The sequence below is a fragment of the Pseudomonadota bacterium genome, from assembly GCA_039033415.1.
Taxonomy (GTDB): domain Bacteria; phylum Pseudomonadota; class Gammaproteobacteria; order Xanthomonadales; family SZUA-38; genus JANQOZ01.
In genome coordinates this window covers 175,180-194,290 of sequence record JBCCCR010000007.1, presented here as the reverse complement: position 1 = coordinate 194,290, position 19,111 = coordinate 175,180, and the positions used below count along the sequence as shown (strand labels likewise).

At 61.3% G+C, this 19,111-nt stretch carries 14 protein-coding genes and 2 tRNA genes; 11 read left to right on the top strand and 5 right to left on the bottom strand.

The annotated features are described in order from the left end of the window. Positions 1–95: 95 nt before the first annotated feature. Positions 96–1,268 (bottom strand): pyridoxal phosphate-dependent aminotransferase, encoded by a 1,173-nt coding sequence (locus tag AAF358_07840; GenBank protein ID MEM7705445.1) that lies wholly within the window; start codon positions 1,266–1,268, stop codon positions 96–98. A gap of 138 nt (positions 1,269–1,406) precedes the next feature. Here AAF358_07840 and uvrB point away from each other — a divergent pair, with 138 nt between their 5' ends. From uvrB to AAF358_07790, 10 genes are all read left to right on the top strand, one after another. Next, positions 1,407–3,431: an excinuclease ABC subunit UvrB gene (uvrB, locus tag AAF358_07835; protein MEM7705444.1), complete on the top strand. Its 2,025-nt coding sequence runs from the start codon at positions 1,407–1,409 to the stop codon at positions 3,429–3,431. A 216-nt stretch (positions 3,432–3,647) separates the two neighbouring features. Beyond that, positions 3,648–3,724: transfer RNA gene (locus AAF358_07830), tRNA-Val, on the top strand. A gap of 141 nt (positions 3,725–3,865) precedes the next feature. After that, on the top strand, positions 3,866–5,797 hold the full coding sequence (gene thrS / locus AAF358_07825; GenBank protein ID MEM7705443.1) for a threonine--tRNA ligase: 1,932 nt from the start codon (positions 3,866–3,868) through the stop codon (positions 5,795–5,797). A 35-nt stretch (positions 5,798–5,832) separates the two neighbouring features. After that, complete coding sequence (gene infC, locus AAF358_07820; GenBank protein ID MEM7705442.1) at positions 5,833–6,351, top strand: translation initiation factor IF-3; 519 nt, start codon at positions 5,833–5,835, stop codon at positions 6,349–6,351. 275 nt (positions 6,352–6,626) lie between these two features. Further along, positions 6,627–6,821 carry a 50S ribosomal protein L35 gene (rpmI, locus tag AAF358_07815; GenBank protein ID MEM7705441.1) on the top strand — a complete coding sequence of 65 codons (195 nt, stop codon included), beginning with the start codon at positions 6,627–6,629 and terminating at the stop codon, positions 6,819–6,821. A gap of 12 nt (positions 6,822–6,833) precedes the next feature. Continuing rightward, entirely contained in the window at positions 6,834–7,193 is a 360-nt protein-coding gene (gene rplT / locus AAF358_07810; protein ID MEM7705440.1) for a 50S ribosomal protein L20, read from the top strand. Positions 7,194–7,258: 65 nt separating this feature from the next. Continuing rightward, complete coding sequence (gene pheS, locus AAF358_07805) at positions 7,259–8,239, top strand: phenylalanine--tRNA ligase subunit alpha (protein ID MEM7705439.1); 981 nt, start codon at positions 7,259–7,261, stop codon at positions 8,237–8,239. A 19-nt stretch (positions 8,240–8,258) separates the two neighbouring features. Continuing rightward, a complete protein-coding gene (pheT, locus tag AAF358_07800) occupies positions 8,259–10,637 on the top strand; it encodes a phenylalanine--tRNA ligase subunit beta (protein ID MEM7705438.1) in 2,379 nt (792 codons plus the stop codon). 2 nt (positions 10,638–10,639) lie between these two features. Then, positions 10,640–10,939, top strand: a complete 300-nt coding sequence (locus AAF358_07795) for an integration host factor subunit alpha (GenBank protein MEM7705437.1) — start codon at positions 10,640–10,642, stop codon at positions 10,937–10,939. Beyond that, positions 10,920–11,276, top strand: coding sequence for a MerR family transcriptional regulator (locus AAF358_07790; protein ID MEM7705436.1), 357 nt, complete (start codon positions 10,920–10,922; stop codon positions 11,274–11,276). Before AAF358_07795 ends, AAF358_07790 begins: the two co-directional genes overlap by 20 nt. A 31-nt stretch (positions 11,277–11,307) precedes the next feature. Here the strand turns inward: AAF358_07790 and AAF358_07785 are convergent, their stop codons facing one another. From AAF358_07785 to AAF358_07775, 3 genes are all read right to left on the bottom strand, one after another. Beyond that, the gene (locus AAF358_07785; protein MEM7705435.1) at positions 11,308–12,981 is read right to left on the bottom strand and encodes a D-aminoacylase; all 1,674 of its coding nucleotides are present in this window, start codon (positions 12,979–12,981) and stop codon (positions 11,308–11,310) included. Between the two features lie 106 nt (positions 12,982–13,087). After that, a tRNA-Pro gene (locus tag AAF358_07780) sits at positions 13,088–13,164 on the bottom strand. Between the two features lie 61 nt (positions 13,165–13,225). Further along, entirely contained in the window at positions 13,226–14,152 is a 927-nt protein-coding gene (locus tag AAF358_07775) for a hypothetical protein (GenBank protein ID MEM7705434.1), read from the bottom strand. Between the two features lie 71 nt (positions 14,153–14,223). Between AAF358_07775 and AAF358_07770 the strand changes: the two genes are divergently transcribed. Continuing rightward, a complete protein-coding gene (locus AAF358_07770; protein ID MEM7705433.1) occupies positions 14,224–17,385 on the top strand; it encodes an Ig-like domain-containing protein in 3,162 nt (1,053 codons plus the stop codon). Positions 17,386–17,395: 10 nt separating this feature from the next. Here AAF358_07770 and AAF358_07765 read toward each other — a convergent pair whose 3' ends face one another. Then, positions 17,396–19,078, bottom strand: coding sequence for a mucoidy inhibitor MuiA family protein (locus AAF358_07765; protein ID MEM7705432.1), 1,683 nt, complete (start codon positions 19,076–19,078; stop codon positions 17,396–17,398). Positions 19,079–19,111: the final 33 nt, after the last annotated feature.

Genomic DNA, 19,111 nt, shown 5'->3' with positions numbered 1-19,111 from the left:
ACAGGACGTCCTTATCCTGCTTCCAGCCTGCTATGGAGTGGTCACCCTGTCAGCGGCTGCTTGACCCGGCAGACCGTAAGAAGGGTTTGGGCACGTCAGCTAAGAAACTTGCTCAGCCGGCGTAAGGCTTCGTTCAGCAGTTCGTCTGAGGTCGCATAGGCCACCCGGATATGCCCAGGAGCTCCGAAGGGGGTGCCCGGAACCATGGCCACTTCAGCCTCTTCCAGAATCTGGGTTGCCAGCTCGATGTCGTTGCCCACCGCAAGCCTGGCCGCGGCTGACGAGAAGTCCGGCAACAGATAAAAGGCGCCCTCACCGGGAAGGCAGGTCACGCCGGGTAGGTCGTTGAGTCCGGCAAGCATAAGATCGTGTCGTCGGCGATACGCCGCGGTCATCTCCGCCACGCACGACTGGTCGCCGTTCAGCGCTGCCACCGCGGCCGCCTGGGAAATTGAGCAGGCGTTGGAGGTGCTTTGGCCCTGGATCTTGCGCATCGCGGTGATCAGCTCCACCGGCCCGGCGCCATAGCCGATACGCCAACCGGTCATGGCGTAGGCTTTGGAAACGCCGTTGACCACCAACGTCCGGTCGGTCAGCTCGGGACACGCACCGAGGAATGGGGTGATGGCCTCGTCTCCCCAGTAGATGGCGTCATAGATCTCGTCGCTCAGAATCCAGACGCGGGGGTAGCGCTGTAGCACCTCACCCAGAGCCTGATATTCCGCTCGGCTGTAGGCCCGGCCGGTCGGATTACCCGGGGAGTTCAGGATCAGCATTCGGGTCTTGGTCGTCAGCGCGCCTTCGAGCGCGCCGGCGGTCAGCTTGAAGCCGTTTTCGGCGGGGCAGGGCACAATCACCGCCTCGCCATCGCCCAGCCTGACCATGTCGGGATAGGACACCCAGTAGGGAGCGGGAACAATCGCTTCGTCCCCCGGATTCAGGAGCGCCAGCATCGCGTTGAACAGCGCCTGTTTGGCCCCGCTTGTTACCAGAATCTGATCGGTTCCAATGCTCATGCCGTCGCGGGCCAGCCGGTCGCTGATCGCCTGCTTCAGCTCAGCGGTGCCGTCGACCGCCGTATAGCGGGTTTTCCCGTCGGCGATCGCCAGCCGAGCGGCGTCGAGGATATGATCCGGCGTGTCAAAGTCCGGCTCTCCGGCGCTTAAGGAGATGACTTGGCGCCCGGCCTCTTTCATGGCCAGCGCTTTGCGCGTGAAGGCGATGGTGGCGGAGGGCTGAATGCGGTCGATTCGGGAGCTTAAGTCCAAAGTGGTAATCCGGCGTTCGAGGAATCCGCAAAATAGCACAGCCAATCGCTTTCAGGTGCTTGCGCTGCAGCAATGGAGTGCACGCCAAAATGACGCTCGGTTCGCTAGACTGGCACATTGTTTTTTAGGGTCTATCCGGTGGAAGAAAGCAAGAAATTTGAGCTGGTGTCGAACTACGCTCCCGCAGGCGACCAGCCGGAGGCAATTCGCCGGCTCATCGAGGGCTTCGAGTCCGGCCTGCAGGCGCAGACGCTGCTGGGCGTCACGGGCTCCGGCAAAACTTACACCATGGCCAATGTCGTTGCGGCGGTGCAACGCCCGACCCTCGTGATGGCGCCTAACAAAACGCTCGCAGCGCAGCTTTACGGAGAGTTTAAAGAGTTCTTTCCCAACAACGCCGTGGAATACTTCGTCTCTTATTACGATTACTACCAGCCCGAGGCCTACATTCCGTCGAGCGATACCTTTATTGAGAAAGATGCGTCGATCAACGAACACATCGAGCAAATGCGGCTGTCGGCCACCAAGGCGATGCTGGAGCGAAAGGACGCACTCGTCGTGGCGACCGTGTCAGCGATCTACGGCCTGGGTGACCCCCAGCAATACTTCTCTATGGTGCTACACCTGAATCGAGGCACCCGCATCGACCAGCGAACGATTCTTCGACGACTGGCGGAGATGCAGTACACCCGCAACGATATGGAATTGCGACGGGGGACCTACCGGGCTCGCGGGGAGATCATTGACATCTTCCCAGCCGATTCGGACAAGGAAGGAGTCCGGGTGGAGCTATTCGATGACGAAGTCGAGAACCTCGCCATCTTCGACCCGCTGACCGGGGAGGTGCTACGGCGCCTGCCGCGGCTCACCGTCTATCCAAAGTCGCACTATGTCACCAGTCGCCAGACGGTGCTGGACGCGGTCGACACGATTCGCGCGGAGCTGAAAGAGCGACTCGAGCAGCTGCGGGGCAACCACAAACTGCTGGAGGCGCAGCGGCTCGAGCAGCGCACGCAGTTTGATCTGGAGATGATGCATGAGCTGGGCTACTGCCAGGGGATCGAAAACTACTCACGCCATCTGACCGGACGGGAGCCGGGCGCGCCACCGCCGACCCTGTTCGACTACCTTCCGGCTGACGCGCTGCTGGTGCTGGATGAGAGCCATGTCGGCGTGCCGCAGATCGGCGCGATGTTCCGCGGCGACCGGTCGCGCAAGGAGAACCTCGTGGAATACGGGTTCCGTCTGCCCTCAGCGCTGGACAACCGCCCGCTGACCTTCGAGGAATGGGAGGCGCGCGCGCCGCGGATGGTGTTTGTCTCGGCTACGCCGCGGGCGTACGAGCTGGAGCGCTCCGGCGAGGTGGTGGAGCAGGTGGTTCGCCCGACCGGCCTGGTGGACCCGGAGGTGGAGATTCGCCCTGTCGACACGCAGGTGGATGATCTGCTGTCCGAGATCAACGAGCGGACGTCCTGGGGTGACCGCGTTCTGGTCACCACGCTGACCAAAAAGATGGCCGAGAACCTGACGGACTACCTGATCGATCACGGGGTCAAGGTGCGCTACCTGCATTCCGACATCGATACGGTGGAACGGGTTGAGATCATCCGCGATCTGCGCCTGGGAGAATTTGACGTGCTGGTGGGTATCAACCTGCTGCGAGAGGGCCTGGACATGCCGGAGGTGTCGCTGGTTGCGGTGCTGGATGCCGACAAAGAGGGTTTTCTGCGCTCCGAAGGGTCGCTCATCCAGACCATCGGGCGGGCCGCCCGCAACGTGCGGGGCAAAGCTATTCTCTACGCCGACAAGGTCACTAACTCCATCCAGGCCGCGATGAGCGAAACCGATCGGCGCCGAGAAAAGCAGGTCGCCCACAACAAAGCGCACGGCATCAAGCCGCAGACGGTCCAGACCAAAATCGCGGACATTATGGAGGGCGCGCGCAGCAGCGCACCCACGCCAGGGCGCGGCAAAGATCGCCGGGCGAAGCGGGTGGCTGAACCCGCCGGTAACTACGACGGTCTGTCGCCGGAAGAGGGCGCCAAGAAGATTAAGGCGCTGGAAAACCAGATGTACGAGCACGCCTCCAACCTGGAGTTTGAGGAAGCGGCGAAGGTGAGAGACGAAATCGAGGCCATTCGAGCTGCCACGCTGGGCAGCTAGTGGAAAAAAAGCGCGCCGACAAAAGAGTCACGAAATCAGGCGAACAGTGGGCCGTTTCCGCTCAGGCGCGTCCGAGCCAAGGATGGCGAGGCCGAGCGCACACGGACGTGTTCACAGCGACGCCTGAGCGGAAACGGGCCGCTGGTCGCCGGCAACGAAGACAAAGAAACGATTGGCCCCCGCCAACCTTTGTGATACCTTTCCGCGCCTTCCTGGGGGCGATTAGCTCAGTTGGTTAGAGCGCCGTCTTGACATGGCGGAGGTCACTGGTTCAACTCCAGTATCGCCCACCACTCCCATTCGAGCCGCCAAACGGTTAAACTGCCCTCATGGCATCGACACTCACTACCGTCGACTAAACCCCCGTCGCCCAGATCGAAGTATCAGAGGGCGCTGGGCGCCCTTTTTTGTGCGCGAGAGAAACTGACAAGATCATGATCACAATTACGCTTCCAGACGGCAGCCAGCGGCAGTTTGACCATCCGGTCAGCGTGCTGGACGTGGCTTCCGACATCGGGCCGGGGCTGGCGAAAGCAGCGCTGGCGGGCAGGGTAGACGGCAAGATGGTTGACACCTCTTATACCGTCGACACCGATGCGGAGCTGGCCATTGTGACCGCGCGGGACGAAGAGGGTCTTGAGGTGATCCGCCACTCGACGGCTCACCTTTTGGCTCAGGCGGTGAAGCGGCTGTTTCCGGAGGCGCAGGTCACGATTGGGCCGGTGATCGACGATGGGTTCTTCTACGACTTTTCCTATCCGCCCGGTTTCAGCGAGGATGACCTGGAGAAAATCGAAGCGGAGATGGCACGAATTGCCAAAGAGGCGTTGCCGGTGACACGGCAGGAAATGGGCCGGGACGAAGCGGTCGAGTTTTTCTCCCAGATGGGGGAAAAATATAAGGCCGAGATCATCGCCGACATACCCAGTGACGAAACGCTCTCGCTTTACGGCCAGGGAGACTTCATCGACCTGTGCCGCGGCCCGCACGTTCCCGATACGGGCAAACTCAAGGCGTTTAAGCTGACGAAGCTCGCCGGAGCTTACTGGCGCGGCAACTCGGACAACGAGATGCTGCAGCGGATTTACGGCACGGCCTGGGGTACGCCCAAGGAACTCAAGGCGCATCTCCACCGGCTGGAAGAAGCGGCCAAGCGAGATCATCGCCGGCTGGGAACGCAGCTCGACCTGTTTCATATGCAGGAAGAAGCCCCCGGCATGGTGTTCTGGCACGATCACGGCTGGCGGATCTGGCAGGAGGTCGAGAGCTATATGCGCGGCCGACTGCGCCGGGAAGGCTACCAGGAGATCAAGACGCCGCAGATTATCGATCGGTCGCTGTGGGAGAAGTCCGGCCATTGGGACAAGTTTCGCGAGCACATGTTTACGACCGAGTCGGAGAACCGGACGTACGCGGTGAAGCCGATGAACTGCCCCGGCGGCGTTCAGGTGTTTAATCGGAACCTGCACAGCTATCGCGACCTGCCGCTGCGCATCGCCGAATTTGGGTCCTGCCACCGCAACGAGCCGTCGGGTGCGCTGCACGGGCTGATGCGCGTGCGCAACTTCACGCAGGATGATGCCCACATCTTCTGTACGGAAGACCAGATCGCGGAGGAGGTCGCGCGATCTCATGACCTCGTCGAATCGATCTACCGCGATTTTGGCTTCGACGAGATCATCGTCCGGCTCTCTACGCGGCCTGAGCAGCGGGTGGGAGACGACGCCATCTGGGACAAAGCCGAGGCCGCGCTCGAAGCTGTCCTCAACGATAAGGGTGTCAACTGGGAGCTGCAGCCTGGCGAAGGGGCATTCTACGGGCCGAAGATCGAGTACAGCCTGAAAGACTGTCTGGATCGCGTGTGGCAATGCGGCACCATGCAGGTGGATTTCTCGATGCCTGACCGGTTGGGGGCCTACTACATCGACGAGTCCAGCGAGCGGGTGGTGCCGGTAATGCTCCACCGCGCGATCCTCGGCTCGATGGAGCGGTTTATCGGGATTTTGATTGAGCAATATGCCGGCGCCATGCCGGTCTGGCTGAGTCCGCTGCAGGCCGTGGTGATGAATATTACGGACCGGCAGGCAGAATATTGCGAAAAGGTCATAAAAACCCTTGAATCACAAGGGTTTCGGGTCGAAAGTGACTTGAGAAACGAAAAAATCGGCTTTAAAATCCGCGAGCGCACTTTGCAGAAGGTGCCTTATCTGTTGGTCATCGGCGACCGCGAGGTGGAGAACGGCGCCGTTGCCGTCCGCCAGCGAGATGGAACTGACCTGGGAGCGATGCCCCTAGAGCAGTTCTGCGCGTTGTTGAAAGAGCAAGTAGATGCCCGCGGTACGGGGCTTGAGAAAGACACTGAGTAACGCGGCCGGAGCCGCGCCATTTGGAGGAATAGCTAATCGCCCAACATAAACAGACTCGGCGTAACGAGAAAATCATCGCCCCGGAAGTGCGAGTCATTGCAGAGGACGGTGAACAGGTGGGCATCAAGTCCATCGAAGAAGCCCAGGCGCTGGCCAAGGAGGCCGGGCTGGATCTCGTAGAGGTAGTGCCCAACGCCGAACCGCCCGTGTGCCGCATCATGGACTACGGTAAATACCGTTTTGAGATGTCCAAGAAGGCGCAGGCGGCCAAGAAGAAACAAAAACAGACCCAGGTGAAGGAAATTAAATTCCGGCCGGGGACCGAAGAAGCCGACTATCAGGTCAAGATGCGGAACCTGCGGCGCTTCATTGAACAGGGCGATAAGGTCAAAGTCAGTCTGCGATTCCGGGGTCGGGAGATGGCCCACCAGGAGCTTGGAACCAAGCTGCTGCAGCGGATTGAAGAGGACTTGACCGACGAAGTGGTGGTGGAACAGCGGCCGTCGATGGAAGGCCGGGTCATGGTGATGATGCTCTCACCGCCGAAAACTTAAGAAATTGCAGAGACGCTGACGGCGAGCCTGCACTTCAGGCTGTCGCCAGCCTTCACACTTTGCAGGCCCTCGGGCCGGAAAATGGCGGCAGCTGGATTTGTCGCCATTTTGTTTCTGGGCCGTTAGGCCAGGCGACAGCAAGAACTAGCCTCACCGGCCCCATGGGCCGGCGGCAAAAAGCATCCCGCGAGGGACTATACGCGGCGGCGAGTACGGACAGAAAGCGCCTTTGGGCCACTTGTCGACGTCAAATAAATGAAAAATGGAGAAGACCCATGCCAAAGATGAAAACGAATCGTGGCGCGGCAAAACGCTTCAAGAAGACGGCTTCCGGCTTCAAGCGTGGACACGCGTTCACCTCACACATCCTGACCAAAATGAGTCAGAAGCGTAAGCGCAACCTGCGCGGCACCACCCAGGTGGACGCCGCCGACGTAAAATCCGTGAAGCGCATGCTTCCGTACGCCTGAGGAGTGTGAGCAATGGCTAGAGTAAAGCGCGGTGTTGTCGCTCGGCGGCGACACAAGAAAGTACTGAAGCAGGCCAAGGGCTACTATAACGCCCGGCGTAAGGTCTATCGTGTTGCCTATCAGGCGGTCACCAAAGCCGCTCAATATGCCTACCGCGATCGGCGGGTGCGCAAGCGCGAATTCCGCGCGCTGTGGATCGTCCGGATCAATGCAGCGGCGCGTGAGTGTGGCTTGTCCTACAGCCGGTTCATGAATGGCCTGAAGCGCGCCAACATCAGCCTGGACCGCAAGGTGCTGGCCGACATGGCGGTGCGTGACAAAGCCGCTTTTGCCGCCGTGGCGGAAAAAGCCAAAGCCGTTCTCAGCGCCTGATCAGGCCTGATCCCGCGGCCTGAGCCGCGGGATCAGAATCCATCTCCGTGGAAGAACTCTCTGAACTGCTGGGCGACGCCCAGTCACAGGTAGCCGCTGCTGCTGATGAAGCTCAGCTTGACGCGGTGCGGGTGGCTTTCCTGGGCAAGTCGGGCAGTTTGACCGGACTGCTCAAGTCGCTGGGTAAGGCGGCGCCCGAGGAACGAAGGGAACGCGGCCAAGCGATCAACCGGGCCAAGGGCGAACTACAGCAGGCGTTAAACGCACGACGCGAGGCGCTAGCGACGGCGGCGCTGGAGGCCCAGCTCGCGGCCGAAAAAGTCGACGTGACCATGCCGGGTCGCCAAGGCGCTGTCGGGACACTCCACCCCGTCACCCGAACCCTCAACCGGATCACCGCGGTGCTGGCCCAGATGGGCTTTGAGGTGGCAGACGGGCCCGAAGTTGAGGATGACTACTACAACTTCGAAGCGCTCAATTTCCCGGCTCATCACCCGGCCCGGGCCATGCACGACACCTTTTACTTCGCGGACGGCAGGCTGCTGCGCACGCACACCTCACCGGTACAGATTCGGGCGATGCAGCGAATGGAACCCCCGATACGGGTGATTGCACCGGGCAAGGTTTACCGCAGCGACTCTGATCAAACACACTCACCGATGTTCCATCAGGTGGAAGGTCTGCTGGTGGGCGAAAACGTCTCGATGGCGAACCTGAAAGGTGATCTCCACAGCTTCGCCAATGCGTTCTTTGAGCGCGATCTGCCGATCCGGTTTCGGCCGTCTTACTTCCCCTTTACCGAGCCGTCGGCTGAGCTGGACGTGCTCTGGGATCAGGGGGACGGTAGCGAGCCGCGCTGGCTGGAGGTGCTCGGCTGCGGGATGGTTCACCCCAACGTGCTCAAGGCCGGTGGAATCGACCCCGACCGCTATACCGGGTACGCCTTTGGGATGGGGGTGGAGCGGTTTGCGATGCTGCGGTACGGAATCCGCGATCTGCGCGAGCTGTTCGACAACGATCTGAAGCTGCTGAATCAGTTTGTCTGAGTCAGGGCGGGACTGACACATGAAATTTAGCGTGAACTGGCTGAGAGAGTGGGTTGAGGTAGACCTCGACCCCACCGCTTTGGCTGAGCGGCTCACCATGGGTGGTCTGGAGGTGGACGAGGTCAGCCCGGCCGGCGCCACCCTGGATGGCGTTGTAGTGGCTCGGATCACGGGCACCCAACCGCATCCGGACGCAGATAAGCTGCAGGTATGTGCGGTGGACTGCGGCGACGAACAGCCGGTCACGATTGTTTGTGGCGCGGCCAACGCCCGGCCGGGGCTGGTTGCGCCACTGGCCACTGTCGGTGCGGTGCTGCCTTCTGGCATGAAGATCAAACCCGCCAAGCTGCGCGGCGTCGCCTCCCAGGGGATGTTGTGTTCGGCCAGCGAACTTGCGCTGGCTGACGACGCGGCTGGCCTGATGGAGCTGCCGGCGGACGCAACGCCTGGTCAGCCGCTGGCTGAGCTGCTGCAGCTGGACGACACCTGCATCGAAATCGATCTGACGCCAAACCGGGGGGACTGTCTGTCGATCGCCGGAATTGCCCAGGACGTAGCGGCTCTGGCGGGTGGCAAGTTCACGCCGAAAACGGCTGCGCCGGTGGCCCCCACGCTCGATGAGCAACGAGGGATCGAGCTGACTCATCCGGATGAATGCCCTCGATACCTCGGGCGGATGGTATGCGGGATCGACAACCGGGCCGAAACGCCCCTCTGGATGGTCGAGAAGCTGCGTCGCTGTGGACTGCGATCGATCCATCCCGTGGTCGACGTTACCAACTATGTGATGCTTGAGCTCGGTCAGCCGATGCACGCTTTTGACGCCAGCGCGATCTCAGGGCCAGTGTCGGTTCGCCGGGCGAGGCAGGGCGAGGCGCTCAAGCTCCTCGACGGTACGGACGTCGACCTCACCGAAAAGCTGCTGGTGATCACCGATGGTGATGAGCCGGTGGCGCTGGCTGGGCTGATGGGCGGCATGGCGTCGGCCGTGACGCCGGATACCACCGACGTGTTCTTTGAAGCCGCCTGGTTCGATCCGGCCAGCATCATCGGCCGAGCCCGCGATCTGGGGGTGCACTCCGACGCAGCTCACCGCTTCGAACGCGGTGTCGACCCGACGGGACAGCATCAGGCGATAGAGCGCGCGACCGCTCTGCTGCTGGAGATTGCGGGCGGTGCCTGCGGTCCGGTCGTCGAAGCGGTTCGCGAGGCCGAAATACCGACGCGTCCTCCGGTCACGCTGCGCCGAAGACGGCTCGACCGGCTTGTCGGTTTGACCGTGGATGACGCACAGGTCAGCCGAACGTTTTCCGATCTCGGTATGGCCGTGAAAACGGTCGAAGGCGGCTGGGAGGTAACGCCTCCCGGACGGCGTTTTGACATCGAGCTGGAAGTCGACCTGATCGAAGAGGTGGCTCGCGTCTACGGCTATGACCGTTTGAACGAGGCGATACCGGGCGGTGACCTGCCGCCGGTATCCATCCCCGAAGCGCAGGTTCCTTTGGCCCGAATTGCTCAGGTGTTGAACGAGGCGGGCGTCAGCGAGGTTGTGTCCTACAGCTTTCGGTCTCCGGACGAACTCCTGCCGATGGGCGTCGACCACCCGCTGATGCTGGCCAATCCGCTTTCGCGGGAGATGTCTGCCATGCGCACCAGCCTGATTCCAGGCCTGCTCAAGGCCCTGGAGCACAACCAGAAACGCCAGCAGAATCGGGTAGCGCTTTTCGAAACGGGACGCTGTTTCCTGCCCGAAGCCGACGGGTCGGTCAGGGAGCGAGATCGTATTGCGGTGGTTGCTGCCGGGCGTCGTGATCCGGAACAGTGGCTGGAGTCTGAACAAACCCTCGACTTTTTTGACGTCAAGGGTTGGCTCCAGGGGCTGATTGCTCTGTCCGGGTTAGCGGGAGAATTTTCGTATGAGGTCGGGAATCGAGCCTGGCTCCATCCCGGGCAGCAGGCGGAGGTTTTGCGCGACGGCGACCCCGTTGGCTGGGTTGGAACGCTCCACCCGAACTGGCAGAAAAAAGCCGACTGTCGGGGCCCTGTGGTGGCGTTTGAGGTCGATCTTGCAGCGATCGTGGGCGGAAGGGTGCCTAAAGCGCTGCCTGTGTCTCGGTACCCGTCGATCCGTCGAGATCTCAATGTGGTTGTGAATAAAAGTGTCAACTGGCGGTCGATTCAACAAATTGTTGAAGAAACCGTGGGTAACTTATTGACAAGTCTTGTGGTTTTTGACGAATATACGGGTAAGGGAATCGACGCTAGCCAGCGCAGTCTGTCCTTCGGGCTGGTAATGCAAGATCAAGATACGACATTGACCGATGAGACGGTCGATGGGGTCATGAGTACGGTAATTACCCGCTTGCATGATCAATTGGGCGCGGAGTTGCGAGGGTAGGGATGGCGCTGACTAAAGCGGATCTGGCCGAAAGGCTGTTTGAAGAAGTGGGACTGAACAAGCGTGAGGCAAAAGAATTTGTCGACGCGTTTTTCGAAACCGTCCGGACCTCACTGGAGGACGGCGAGCAGGTGAAGCTGTCGGGCTTCGGAAACTTCGATCTCCGTAGAAAAAACGAACGGCCGGGGCGAAACCCCAAGACCGGGGAAGAAATCCCGATTTCTGCCCGGACTGTGGTGACCTTCAGGCCGGGACAAAAACTAAAGTCGAGAGTTGAAGCTTATGCTGGATCCGGGCAGTAACAACGAACTGCCGGCCATTCCGGCCAAGCGCTACTTCACCATCGGCGAGGTCAGCGATCTTTGTGGGGTCAAGCCCCACGTGCTGCGATACTGGGAGCAGGAATTTCCTCACCTGAAACCGGTTAAGCGTCGCGGCAACCGGCGGTACTACCAGCGCCACGACGTCATCATGATTCGCCAAATCCGGAGCCTCCTGTACGAGCAGGGTTTCACGATCACCGGCGCGCGCCAGCGGCTGGAGGGCGATCAAGCCAAAAGCGACGTCAGCCGCTCACACCAGATTATTCGCCAGATTCGCGGCGAGCTCGAAGAAGTCCTGCAGATTCTCAAGCGCTAGCGCGACGCGGGCCCAGCTTTCCCGCAAGAGTTTACTCCGTCCAGCCGTCCCAGCCGGGCCCCCTTACCACTCGCCCAGGCGTCTCGCCGGTGTGTTCGCTGTTCTTGAGTACCTGAGTACCGTTGACCCAAACGTCGGTCACACCCGTGGATAGCTGGTGGGGCTCATCGAAAGTTGAGTGGTCGGTGACGGTTTCGGGATCAAAAACCACCAGGTCCGCAAAATAGCCGGGCTTGAGCATTCCTCGCTCGCGCAGCTGCAGGTTTTCCGCTGGCAGCGACGTCAGCTTGCGGACCGCCTCCTCCAGGCTGATCACGCGTTCCTCACGCACATACTTCCCAAGTACTCTCACAAAGTTTCCGTAAGCCCTTGGATGTACGCCAGATTCTAGGAAGATACCTTCGGGCGCAGGTGCTTCCGCGTCCGAGCCAAAGCTGACCCAGGGCAGCGCTACCTGCGTCGCGACGTTTTCCTCTGACATCAGGAAATAGACGGTGCCGACCCGGCTGTTGTCCTCGATGACCAGATCGATCATCGTGTCGGCCGGGCTGGTCCCGCGCTGCGCCGAAACCTCCGCCAGGGTCATCCCGGTCAGTGGCTTGAGCGCCTCGTTCTTAAAAGCGGAGAAGAGCAGGCGCGAAGGGTCGCCGGCCGCGAGGTAGAGGTTTTCCCAATCATTTGTCGGCGTCTCGATTTCCGTCAGAACCCGGGCGCGGATGGCAGGATCCTTGAGGCGTTCAACCCAGGCGTCGTGCCCTCCCTCCTGCACCCATGGCGGCATCGCGGCGTCCAGGCCCGTTGCACCTGCGGTGTAGGTATACATGTTGGCCCGAATGTTGACGCCGGCCGCGCGTGCCGTCTCGATCGTTTCGATGACGGTTGCCATCTTGGGCCAGTTCGACTCACCAGCGGCTTTCAAATGATAGATTTCGACGGCGGACCCGGTGGCCTCAGCGATTTCCAGCACTTCATCGATGCCCTCCAAGAGCCCGTTGCCTTCTGAGCGGAGGTGGGTGACATAACCCCCCCCAAATTGGGCGGCGGCAGCCGTCAGCGCAATCAGTTCGGGCGTCTGGGCGTAAAACGCGGGCGCGTAGATCAATGCCGTGCTAACGCCCATAGCGCCCTCGCGCATGGCGTCTCGAACCAGTTGCTGCATTCGCTTAAGCTCAGCATCCGTCGGGGCCCGATCTTCTTCGCCCAGTTCGTGAACCCGAACCGTTGTGGCACCCACAAACGAGGCGACGTTTGGCGACACCCCCCGCTGTTCAAGGAACTCCAGGTATTCTCCCAGCGTTGTCCAATCGATTGCGTATTTAATGTCCCACTGTTGCGCGAGCGCGTCGGCTTTCATTTGTGGGTTGAGCGGACCCATCGACCATCCTTCGCCCAAAATCTCGAGCGTGACGCCTTGGCGGATATCAGAGAGCGCGCGGCCATCTTCGATCAGGCTCTCGGTGGCCCAGCTGAGCATGTTGATAAAGCCGGGGGCGACGGCTTTGCCCGCTGCGTCGATGACGGTTTTGGCCTGGGTTTCGTCCAGGTCACCGATCGCCACGATGCGGTCGTCGGTGAACGCGAGATCCGCTTGAATCGGGGCGGCGCCGGTTCCGTCATAGATTTGGCCGTTGACGATGATTGTGTCGTAAGCGGTTTCCGGCTCCTGGGAGGTACAGCCGAGCAGCGTTGCCGCGGCCAACAGCATCAGGCATTGCGCGCGCGAGCACATAAGCCCCCCTATTCTCTGCGTCAAAAGAAAAAGGGGCAGGTAACTCTTAAGAAAGAAAGAGTTACCTGCCCCTTTTAAAACTTGGTCGGAGCGGGGAGATTCGAACTCCCGACCCCCACAACCCCATTGTGGTGCGCTACCAGGCTGCGCTACGCTCCGATCAAGGCCGCGCATTGTACTTGATTGTGGTCGGTTGTCACCATTTGGCGTTGCCGCGCAATCAGGTGGGATAGGGACCGGTGTAGCGCGTGTCGCGGATTGTCTTTTGCCACCGCTGCTTGCCGGTAGTCAGGTCCATCGCCCGCAGGGTCAGCCCTTCGCCACGCATAACACCGTCGCCTTGCCGCTCGCTGTACGGCTGCGACACGTACAGAAGGGTTCCGTCGAGCACGACAAACGGCGAAAAAGACATACGGCTGCGGGTTTCGCCGAGCGGATTTCCCGCGGCGTCAAATACCTGCCAACGATACGGCAGCTGCTGTTCGGGCTGATGCAGACTGACCAGCACGTGCGAACCGTTGACGGCAGAAAACTGCCGGCCCTCCACGCCCGCAATGGGTCGGTTTGGCTGGGTCGCCGCCAGGGCCTCCTGAGCCTTGCGGCTTTCCGCGTCACTAATCGGCCGATTTTTCCAGCTTCCTGACTCGGGGCTCAGCAGGCCCGTGTGCCGGGTGGGTTTAGGTGCGTCGGCCATAAAGGCGCCCTGGACCAGGCGCTTTTCGTAGCGCCATACGAGCCCGGCTTTGCTGCCGCTGGACGGCCGCATCGTGAAGGTCTGGCCAAGACCGTCGTCGATTGACGGTCGGACGTCAGCCGGCAGTTCGACCGCAAACGCGCTTTTCTCAGTGCCGGAGTTGGCGTCCAACAGCCTGAGGTCCATGCGGCCGGGGATGGAGGTGTCGACCTGGGCGGTCAGCTCTCCACCGAGCAGCATCACGGGCCGATCGGCGGCATCGCTCACCCAGCTTGCTTTGCCCGAGGCGATATTGACCTGCTCGAGACCTCCACCTTCGCGCATCAATACGACCTGGCCATTAGCCGCGTCCACAAGCAGGCCGTCGCCGAGCGTCAACGCGTCGTTGGCCACCGCGCCTCCCGTGGAAAATAGGCTTGCTGCCGCCAGAGTCAGAACCTTTTTGCTCAGCATTTTTGCGTCACCTGCCGCTTCGGACCTGCCTAGTATAGACTGTGAGTGACCGTTACGGGCTGAAGCCAGCGATGAAAAAACCCCCTGCAGTGATACTCACGGTAGCCTTGGTTTCGGCCGCGGCGTTCGGTAACGAAAGAAGCGGTGAACAAAAGGGGAGCGTCGGGATTTGGATCCCGCTGGGTCCAGCGCCGATCGAGGCGCCCACCGGCGGCAACAACGTGGATAACGTCGGCACCAACAGTCCGGCGAGTGGGGCGATTCACGCGGTGGCTCCGCACCCCACCAATCCGGACATCATCTATGTCGGCAGCGTCAATGGCGGCGTGTGGCGGACGGGAAACGCAACCGCATTGGTACCCCAGTGGACGCAGCAGACGGACGGCCAGCTTACGGGTTCCGTGGGTGATATCGCTTTCGACCCAACCGACGCCACCAGACAGACTTTGATCGCCGGCTATGGCCGGTTCAGCGCCTTCGGCGGCCGGGGCGGCTCGCGATCGGGCGTGATCCGCACCACCAACGGCGGTACCACCTGGACGCCGCTGGGCAACGTGATGCAGGGGCGCAACATCGCCAAGGTGGCGGCTCGCGGCAACGTGCTGCTGGCCGCTAGCGACGCTGACGATGCCTTCAGCTGTGGACCGGGGGGCGGTATCGGCCTGTTCCGCTCTATCGACACCGGGGCAACCTGGAATCTCGTCACCAACGAGCTGTTTGGCAGTCGGGTGGCCGCGCTGGCAGAAGACCCAACGAATAACGCGGTGTTCTACGCCACCATCATCGACTTCAACGGCGGCTGTGGCACCGGAAACGGGGTCTTTCGCAGTACCGATACCGGCGCCACCTGGACCGACATTACCGCACCCATTATCACCAATGTGATCGACAGCGGGGGTTCACACTTCGAGCTGGCCGTGGCCCCAACCGGCACCGTGTTTTTGTCGGTGGTGGCGTCAGGCGAACTGGCCGGCGTGTTTCGGCTGCCCGCGGGGTCCGGCACCTGGCAAGACCTTGGCATACCCGAGACGGTGGAGGGCGCCGGAACCTTTGGCGTGAATCCCGGCCGGCAGGGTGGACTGCATGCGTCGCTGGCTGCCGATCCGACCAATGATAACCTGGTTTATGTTGGCGGCGATCGCCAACCCTTCGGCAACGACGAGACCGGCAACTTCTCTAACCCCAACTCCGTCGGTGCCTGCTCGTTCGCCGGCCGGCTGTTTCGCGGTGATGCGAGCCAATCGCCGGCCAACGTGTGGACACCGATCACGCACGATTTTTCAGACCCTGACGGGGTGGCGGCGACCAGCTGCAACAACGCCAACGGCACGGCACCCCATCCGGACTCTCGCGACATGGCTTTCGACGCCAATGGCAACCTGCTGGAGGTGGACGATGGTGGTATCTACCGGCGCATAGCGCCGCGCAGCAGCACCGGTGTCTGGGTAGACGTCAATGGCAATATGCAGGTGACCGAACAGCACAGCGGCAACTTTGACCGGCTGTCCGCCATCTCTGTGAGCGGAAATCAGGACAATGGGTCAACCCGTCAACAGGCCCTGAATTCTGTGATTTGGCGGTCGTTTGGCGGCGGCGACGGCGGCGATATAGAGATTGATTATCTAGCAAACTCCGGGAACAGCGTGCGCTACGCGAGCTCCCAGAACTTCGGCGGTGCGCGTCGACTCACCTATGATGCGAGCGGTAATTTTCTCGGCCAGACGCAGCTGGCGCTGACTCCACTCGCGGGTGGTGCGCAGCTTGAGGGCCAGTTTGTAACGCCGCTGGCGGTCAATCGGGTGGTTGGCGGGCGGCTGGTAATCGGCGGATCAAACTCCGTTTACGAGTCACTGGATCAGGGAGATACGGTCACGGAACTTCTCCCGACCGGTATCCAGGCATCCCAGGGTGGTAGGCGCTCCCTGGCCTACGGGGCTAGCGGTAATGCTGACCTCTTGTTTGTTGCCGCCAGCGACAACCAGCTCTATCGACGAGAAAATTCCGGCGACAGCCTGGCGTCGGTTTATTCGAGCAGCGACGGGAATCAGCTGCAGGCGGTGGTGATCGACCCCTCCGACGCCAGCCAGGTGTTTGTGCTGGAACTGGGCCGCGTTCTGCGCAGCACCGACGACGGGGACAACGGCACGTTCAACAACATCACCGGGAACCTGCTAACCCTGTTTTCGCCTGGATCGCTGCGGTCGCTAGAATTCATGGAAACGCCGGGCGGCGACGTCCTGGCGGTCGGCACCGACCGCGGCGTCTACCTATCCACCAGCGGCGGCGGCTTCAGCGACTGGGCGCAGTCTGGCACCGAGCTGCCGAACTCGCCGGTCTTTGATCTCGACTACGATCTCAACGCCAATCGCTTGGCGGCGTTTACGCTCGGTCGGGGCACGTTTCTGCTGCAGCTCTCCGGCAGCGCCAACCAGGCGCCGATCGCCGTAAACGACGCTACCACCGTTGATGCGGGAGCGACGACGACGACACTAAACGGAGGCCAGACATCCCTGCTCGCCAACGACTCAGATCCCGAGGGTGGAAATCTGACCCTCCAGCCGACGCCGCTCAGCGGCCCCAGCTCAGGTTCGGTCACCCTCAACGGCAACGGCAGTTTCAGCTATACCCACGATGGGTCGCTGTCCTCGAACGACAGCTTTGTCTACAGCGTGTGTGATGACGGCAGCCCGCAGCGCTGCAGCAGTGCGACGGTGCAGATCAACGTTAATCAGGGCGGGCTGGTATGCGTTAGCCCAAACCTGACGATTCCCGACAATTCGCCCGGCGGCGCCAGCAGCACGCTTAACATTCCCACGGGCGGGTCGCTGATAGAGCTTCAGACCACGGTTGAGATCAGCCACAGCTTCGTCGGTGACCTGATCATCAGTCTGCGCAACGAAAGCACGGGCACCAGCATCACGCTCATGGACCGCCCCGGGATCCCGCCGTCGCTCGTCGGCTGCGCCAACGACAATATCGACGCCGTGTTCAGCGACAGCGCCACGCGACCCGTCGAGGATGTTTGTGATGCGTCGCCGGCGATTGCCGGTAGCGTCTCGCCGCAGGAGCCACTCACTACCTTTAACGGAGAGTCGGCTGCCGGCAACTGGGTGCTGACGGTCAGCGATAACGCCGCGCTTGACACAGGCACACTTGATACCTGGTGCCTGCAGCCCGCAACGGCGGGCAGCGGCGGCGTGCTTATCTTCGAGGATTCTTTCGAAAACCCTTAAGCAGCGCCCGCTAGTTCCGAATGACTCGCCGCACCAGCTCCTGGTCGGCGGGGTAGGTGATGCTGTACTGGTGTCGGATGGTCCACGTTTCGTTTCTGCCCAGCGTTTTGCGCCAAGCCAAAACACCGCCAAGATCATCGATGTCCGTCGCGGCGGGCTCGGTTGCGGTGTCCGGGACGCTCACCTTGACGCTGCGATCCACCGCCACTGGAATTCGGTCAAGTACCTCAACCTGTGACTCACCGTCGCGTCGGTTGACCAATGTGAACAGGTAATCGGTGCTCTCCTGTCGACGTTTGCCGAGCAAACCTTGGTCCCTGCTCGCACCGAACTGGTCGTTGACCTTCAGTTCGATGCTGGGGTCCACGCCCATGGGTAGAACGACATCCGCGTTTCGATTCAGTGCACTGATACGAGTCACCCCACTGTAGCGCCCATCGACGAAGATACGCAGGTCGCCGCCGGCCAGTCTGGCAGGGCCGGTATAGACAAAACGCGCCGTCAAAAAAGCGGTCAGGGACGAACGCGGTACAACGGTGGTGATCAGTTTCGGCTCCACCTCAAACCGCGTCAGCTCGAAAACGCTACTGTCGTCGCGGCGGTTGCCGATGCTCACGCGGCCGGAAAGCCGGTAGCTGGTAGCAAAGTTGCCGGCGTCCATATCAACAGGGGCGCGATCCAGGTCTGGTTTTTGTCTGAGATTCCTTGGGCTCGTTCTCCGGCCCCCCGTTACGGTTACTTCCTCCAATACGGCCGACGGCGCACGTACCGCGGCCATTGGATCTTGTAGCTCAAGTGTCTCACTGCCGACATTCGGCGCCTGAAGCTCGCCGCCCGGACGGCTCGTAGCGAGCGTTAGCGCCACTGAATCCCAGGGCTCGTTGCTGGCCTGGTAAACGCGGGCTTTCTGAATCAGCGCGAGCTCAGGCTGGCTGCTGTCCAGCCTGGCTTCATAGGTCGGTTGCCAGCCAGCTCGTTCGAAAAAATACTGTAGCTCCAGCGTGGTTTCTACCAGTGTTGGGGAGTACAGGCCAACCTCCAGCTGAGCGTACCGGCGCTCCTGTTCCTGCGCTTTGGCCAGGTCGCGTTCCAGCTGATTTTCGCGAGCTTTGAGCTCCCGCTGTTCTCGCTGGTGATCGCGGATAGCCTGATAGGCACGGCTGGCGCCTTCGCCGAGATAATCGACGGTTGCCGCGAGATCTGTTGCGTTGCCTGAGCGCGTCCCGGCTCCCACATCGGAGGGGCCCTTGGCGACACTTTCCAGCAGCTGGAGCTGCAGCCGTGCGGTGGCGATCGCGTCGTTCAGTGCGGCGATGTCGTCTCGAATCGCTGTCAGCTTTGCCTCAAGTCGATTGGCGTCAACGTTTGCGGTATCGACCTGTTCCACGCTGCTGAGCCGGATATCACCCAGCTCAACCCCACTTGTGCTGACCGACATGTTGAGCTGCCGCTCATCAATCAGGGGCGAGAGCCCGACTAATACGATGGTCTGACTGCCGGCCTCCAATCTGACGCTGGCGCGCCGGGTGATCTCCGAGCCCCGCGGATAGACCGTCACCGCGCTGATTGTGCTCTGAACCTGTGACTGAGCCGCAACCGTTATCGGCGCCGCAAGGCACGCGGTTGCTAGGCAGGCGGCAGCGACGACGCGACAAAAAAATGAAAGACTGGCGACAGCGACGGTCTTTGACATGGCAAGGTCCTCCCGGTAGCTACTGAGCTCGAC

Bases quoted from the DNA above. Each gene is read 5' to 3' on its own strand.
- thrS (MEM7705443.1), top strand. From the start codon at position 3,866: ATGATCACAATTACGCTTCCAGACGGCAGCCAGCGGCAGTTTGACCAT.
- AAF358_07785 (MEM7705435.1), bottom strand. From the start codon at position 12,981: ATGCTGTTGGCCGCGGCAACGCTGCTCGGCTGTACCTCCCAGGAGCCG.
- AAF358_07770 (MEM7705433.1), top strand. From the start codon at position 14,224: ATGAAAAAACCCCCTGCAGTGATACTCACGGTAGCCTTGGTTTCGGCC.
- rplT (MEM7705440.1), top strand. From the start codon at position 6,834: ATGGCTAGAGTAAAGCGCGGTGTTGTCGCTCGGCGGCGACACAAGAAA.
- AAF358_07795 (MEM7705437.1), top strand. From the start codon at position 10,640: ATGGCGCTGACTAAAGCGGATCTGGCCGAAAGGCTGTTTGAAGAAGTG.
- rpmI (MEM7705441.1), top strand. From the start codon at position 6,627: ATGCCAAAGATGAAAACGAATCGTGGCGCGGCAAAACGCTTCAAGAAG.
- AAF358_07775 (MEM7705434.1), bottom strand. From the start codon at position 14,152: ATGCTGAGCAAAAAGGTTCTGACTCTGGCGGCAGCAAGCCTATTTTCC.
- pheT (MEM7705438.1), top strand. From the start codon at position 8,259: ATGAAATTTAGCGTGAACTGGCTGAGAGAGTGGGTTGAGGTAGACCTC.
- AAF358_07790 (MEM7705436.1), top strand. From the start codon at position 10,920: ATGCTGGATCCGGGCAGTAACAACGAACTGCCGGCCATTCCGGCCAAG.
- AAF358_07765 (MEM7705432.1), bottom strand. From the start codon at position 19,078: ATGTCAAAGACCGTCGCTGTCGCCAGTCTTTCATTTTTTTGTCGCGTC.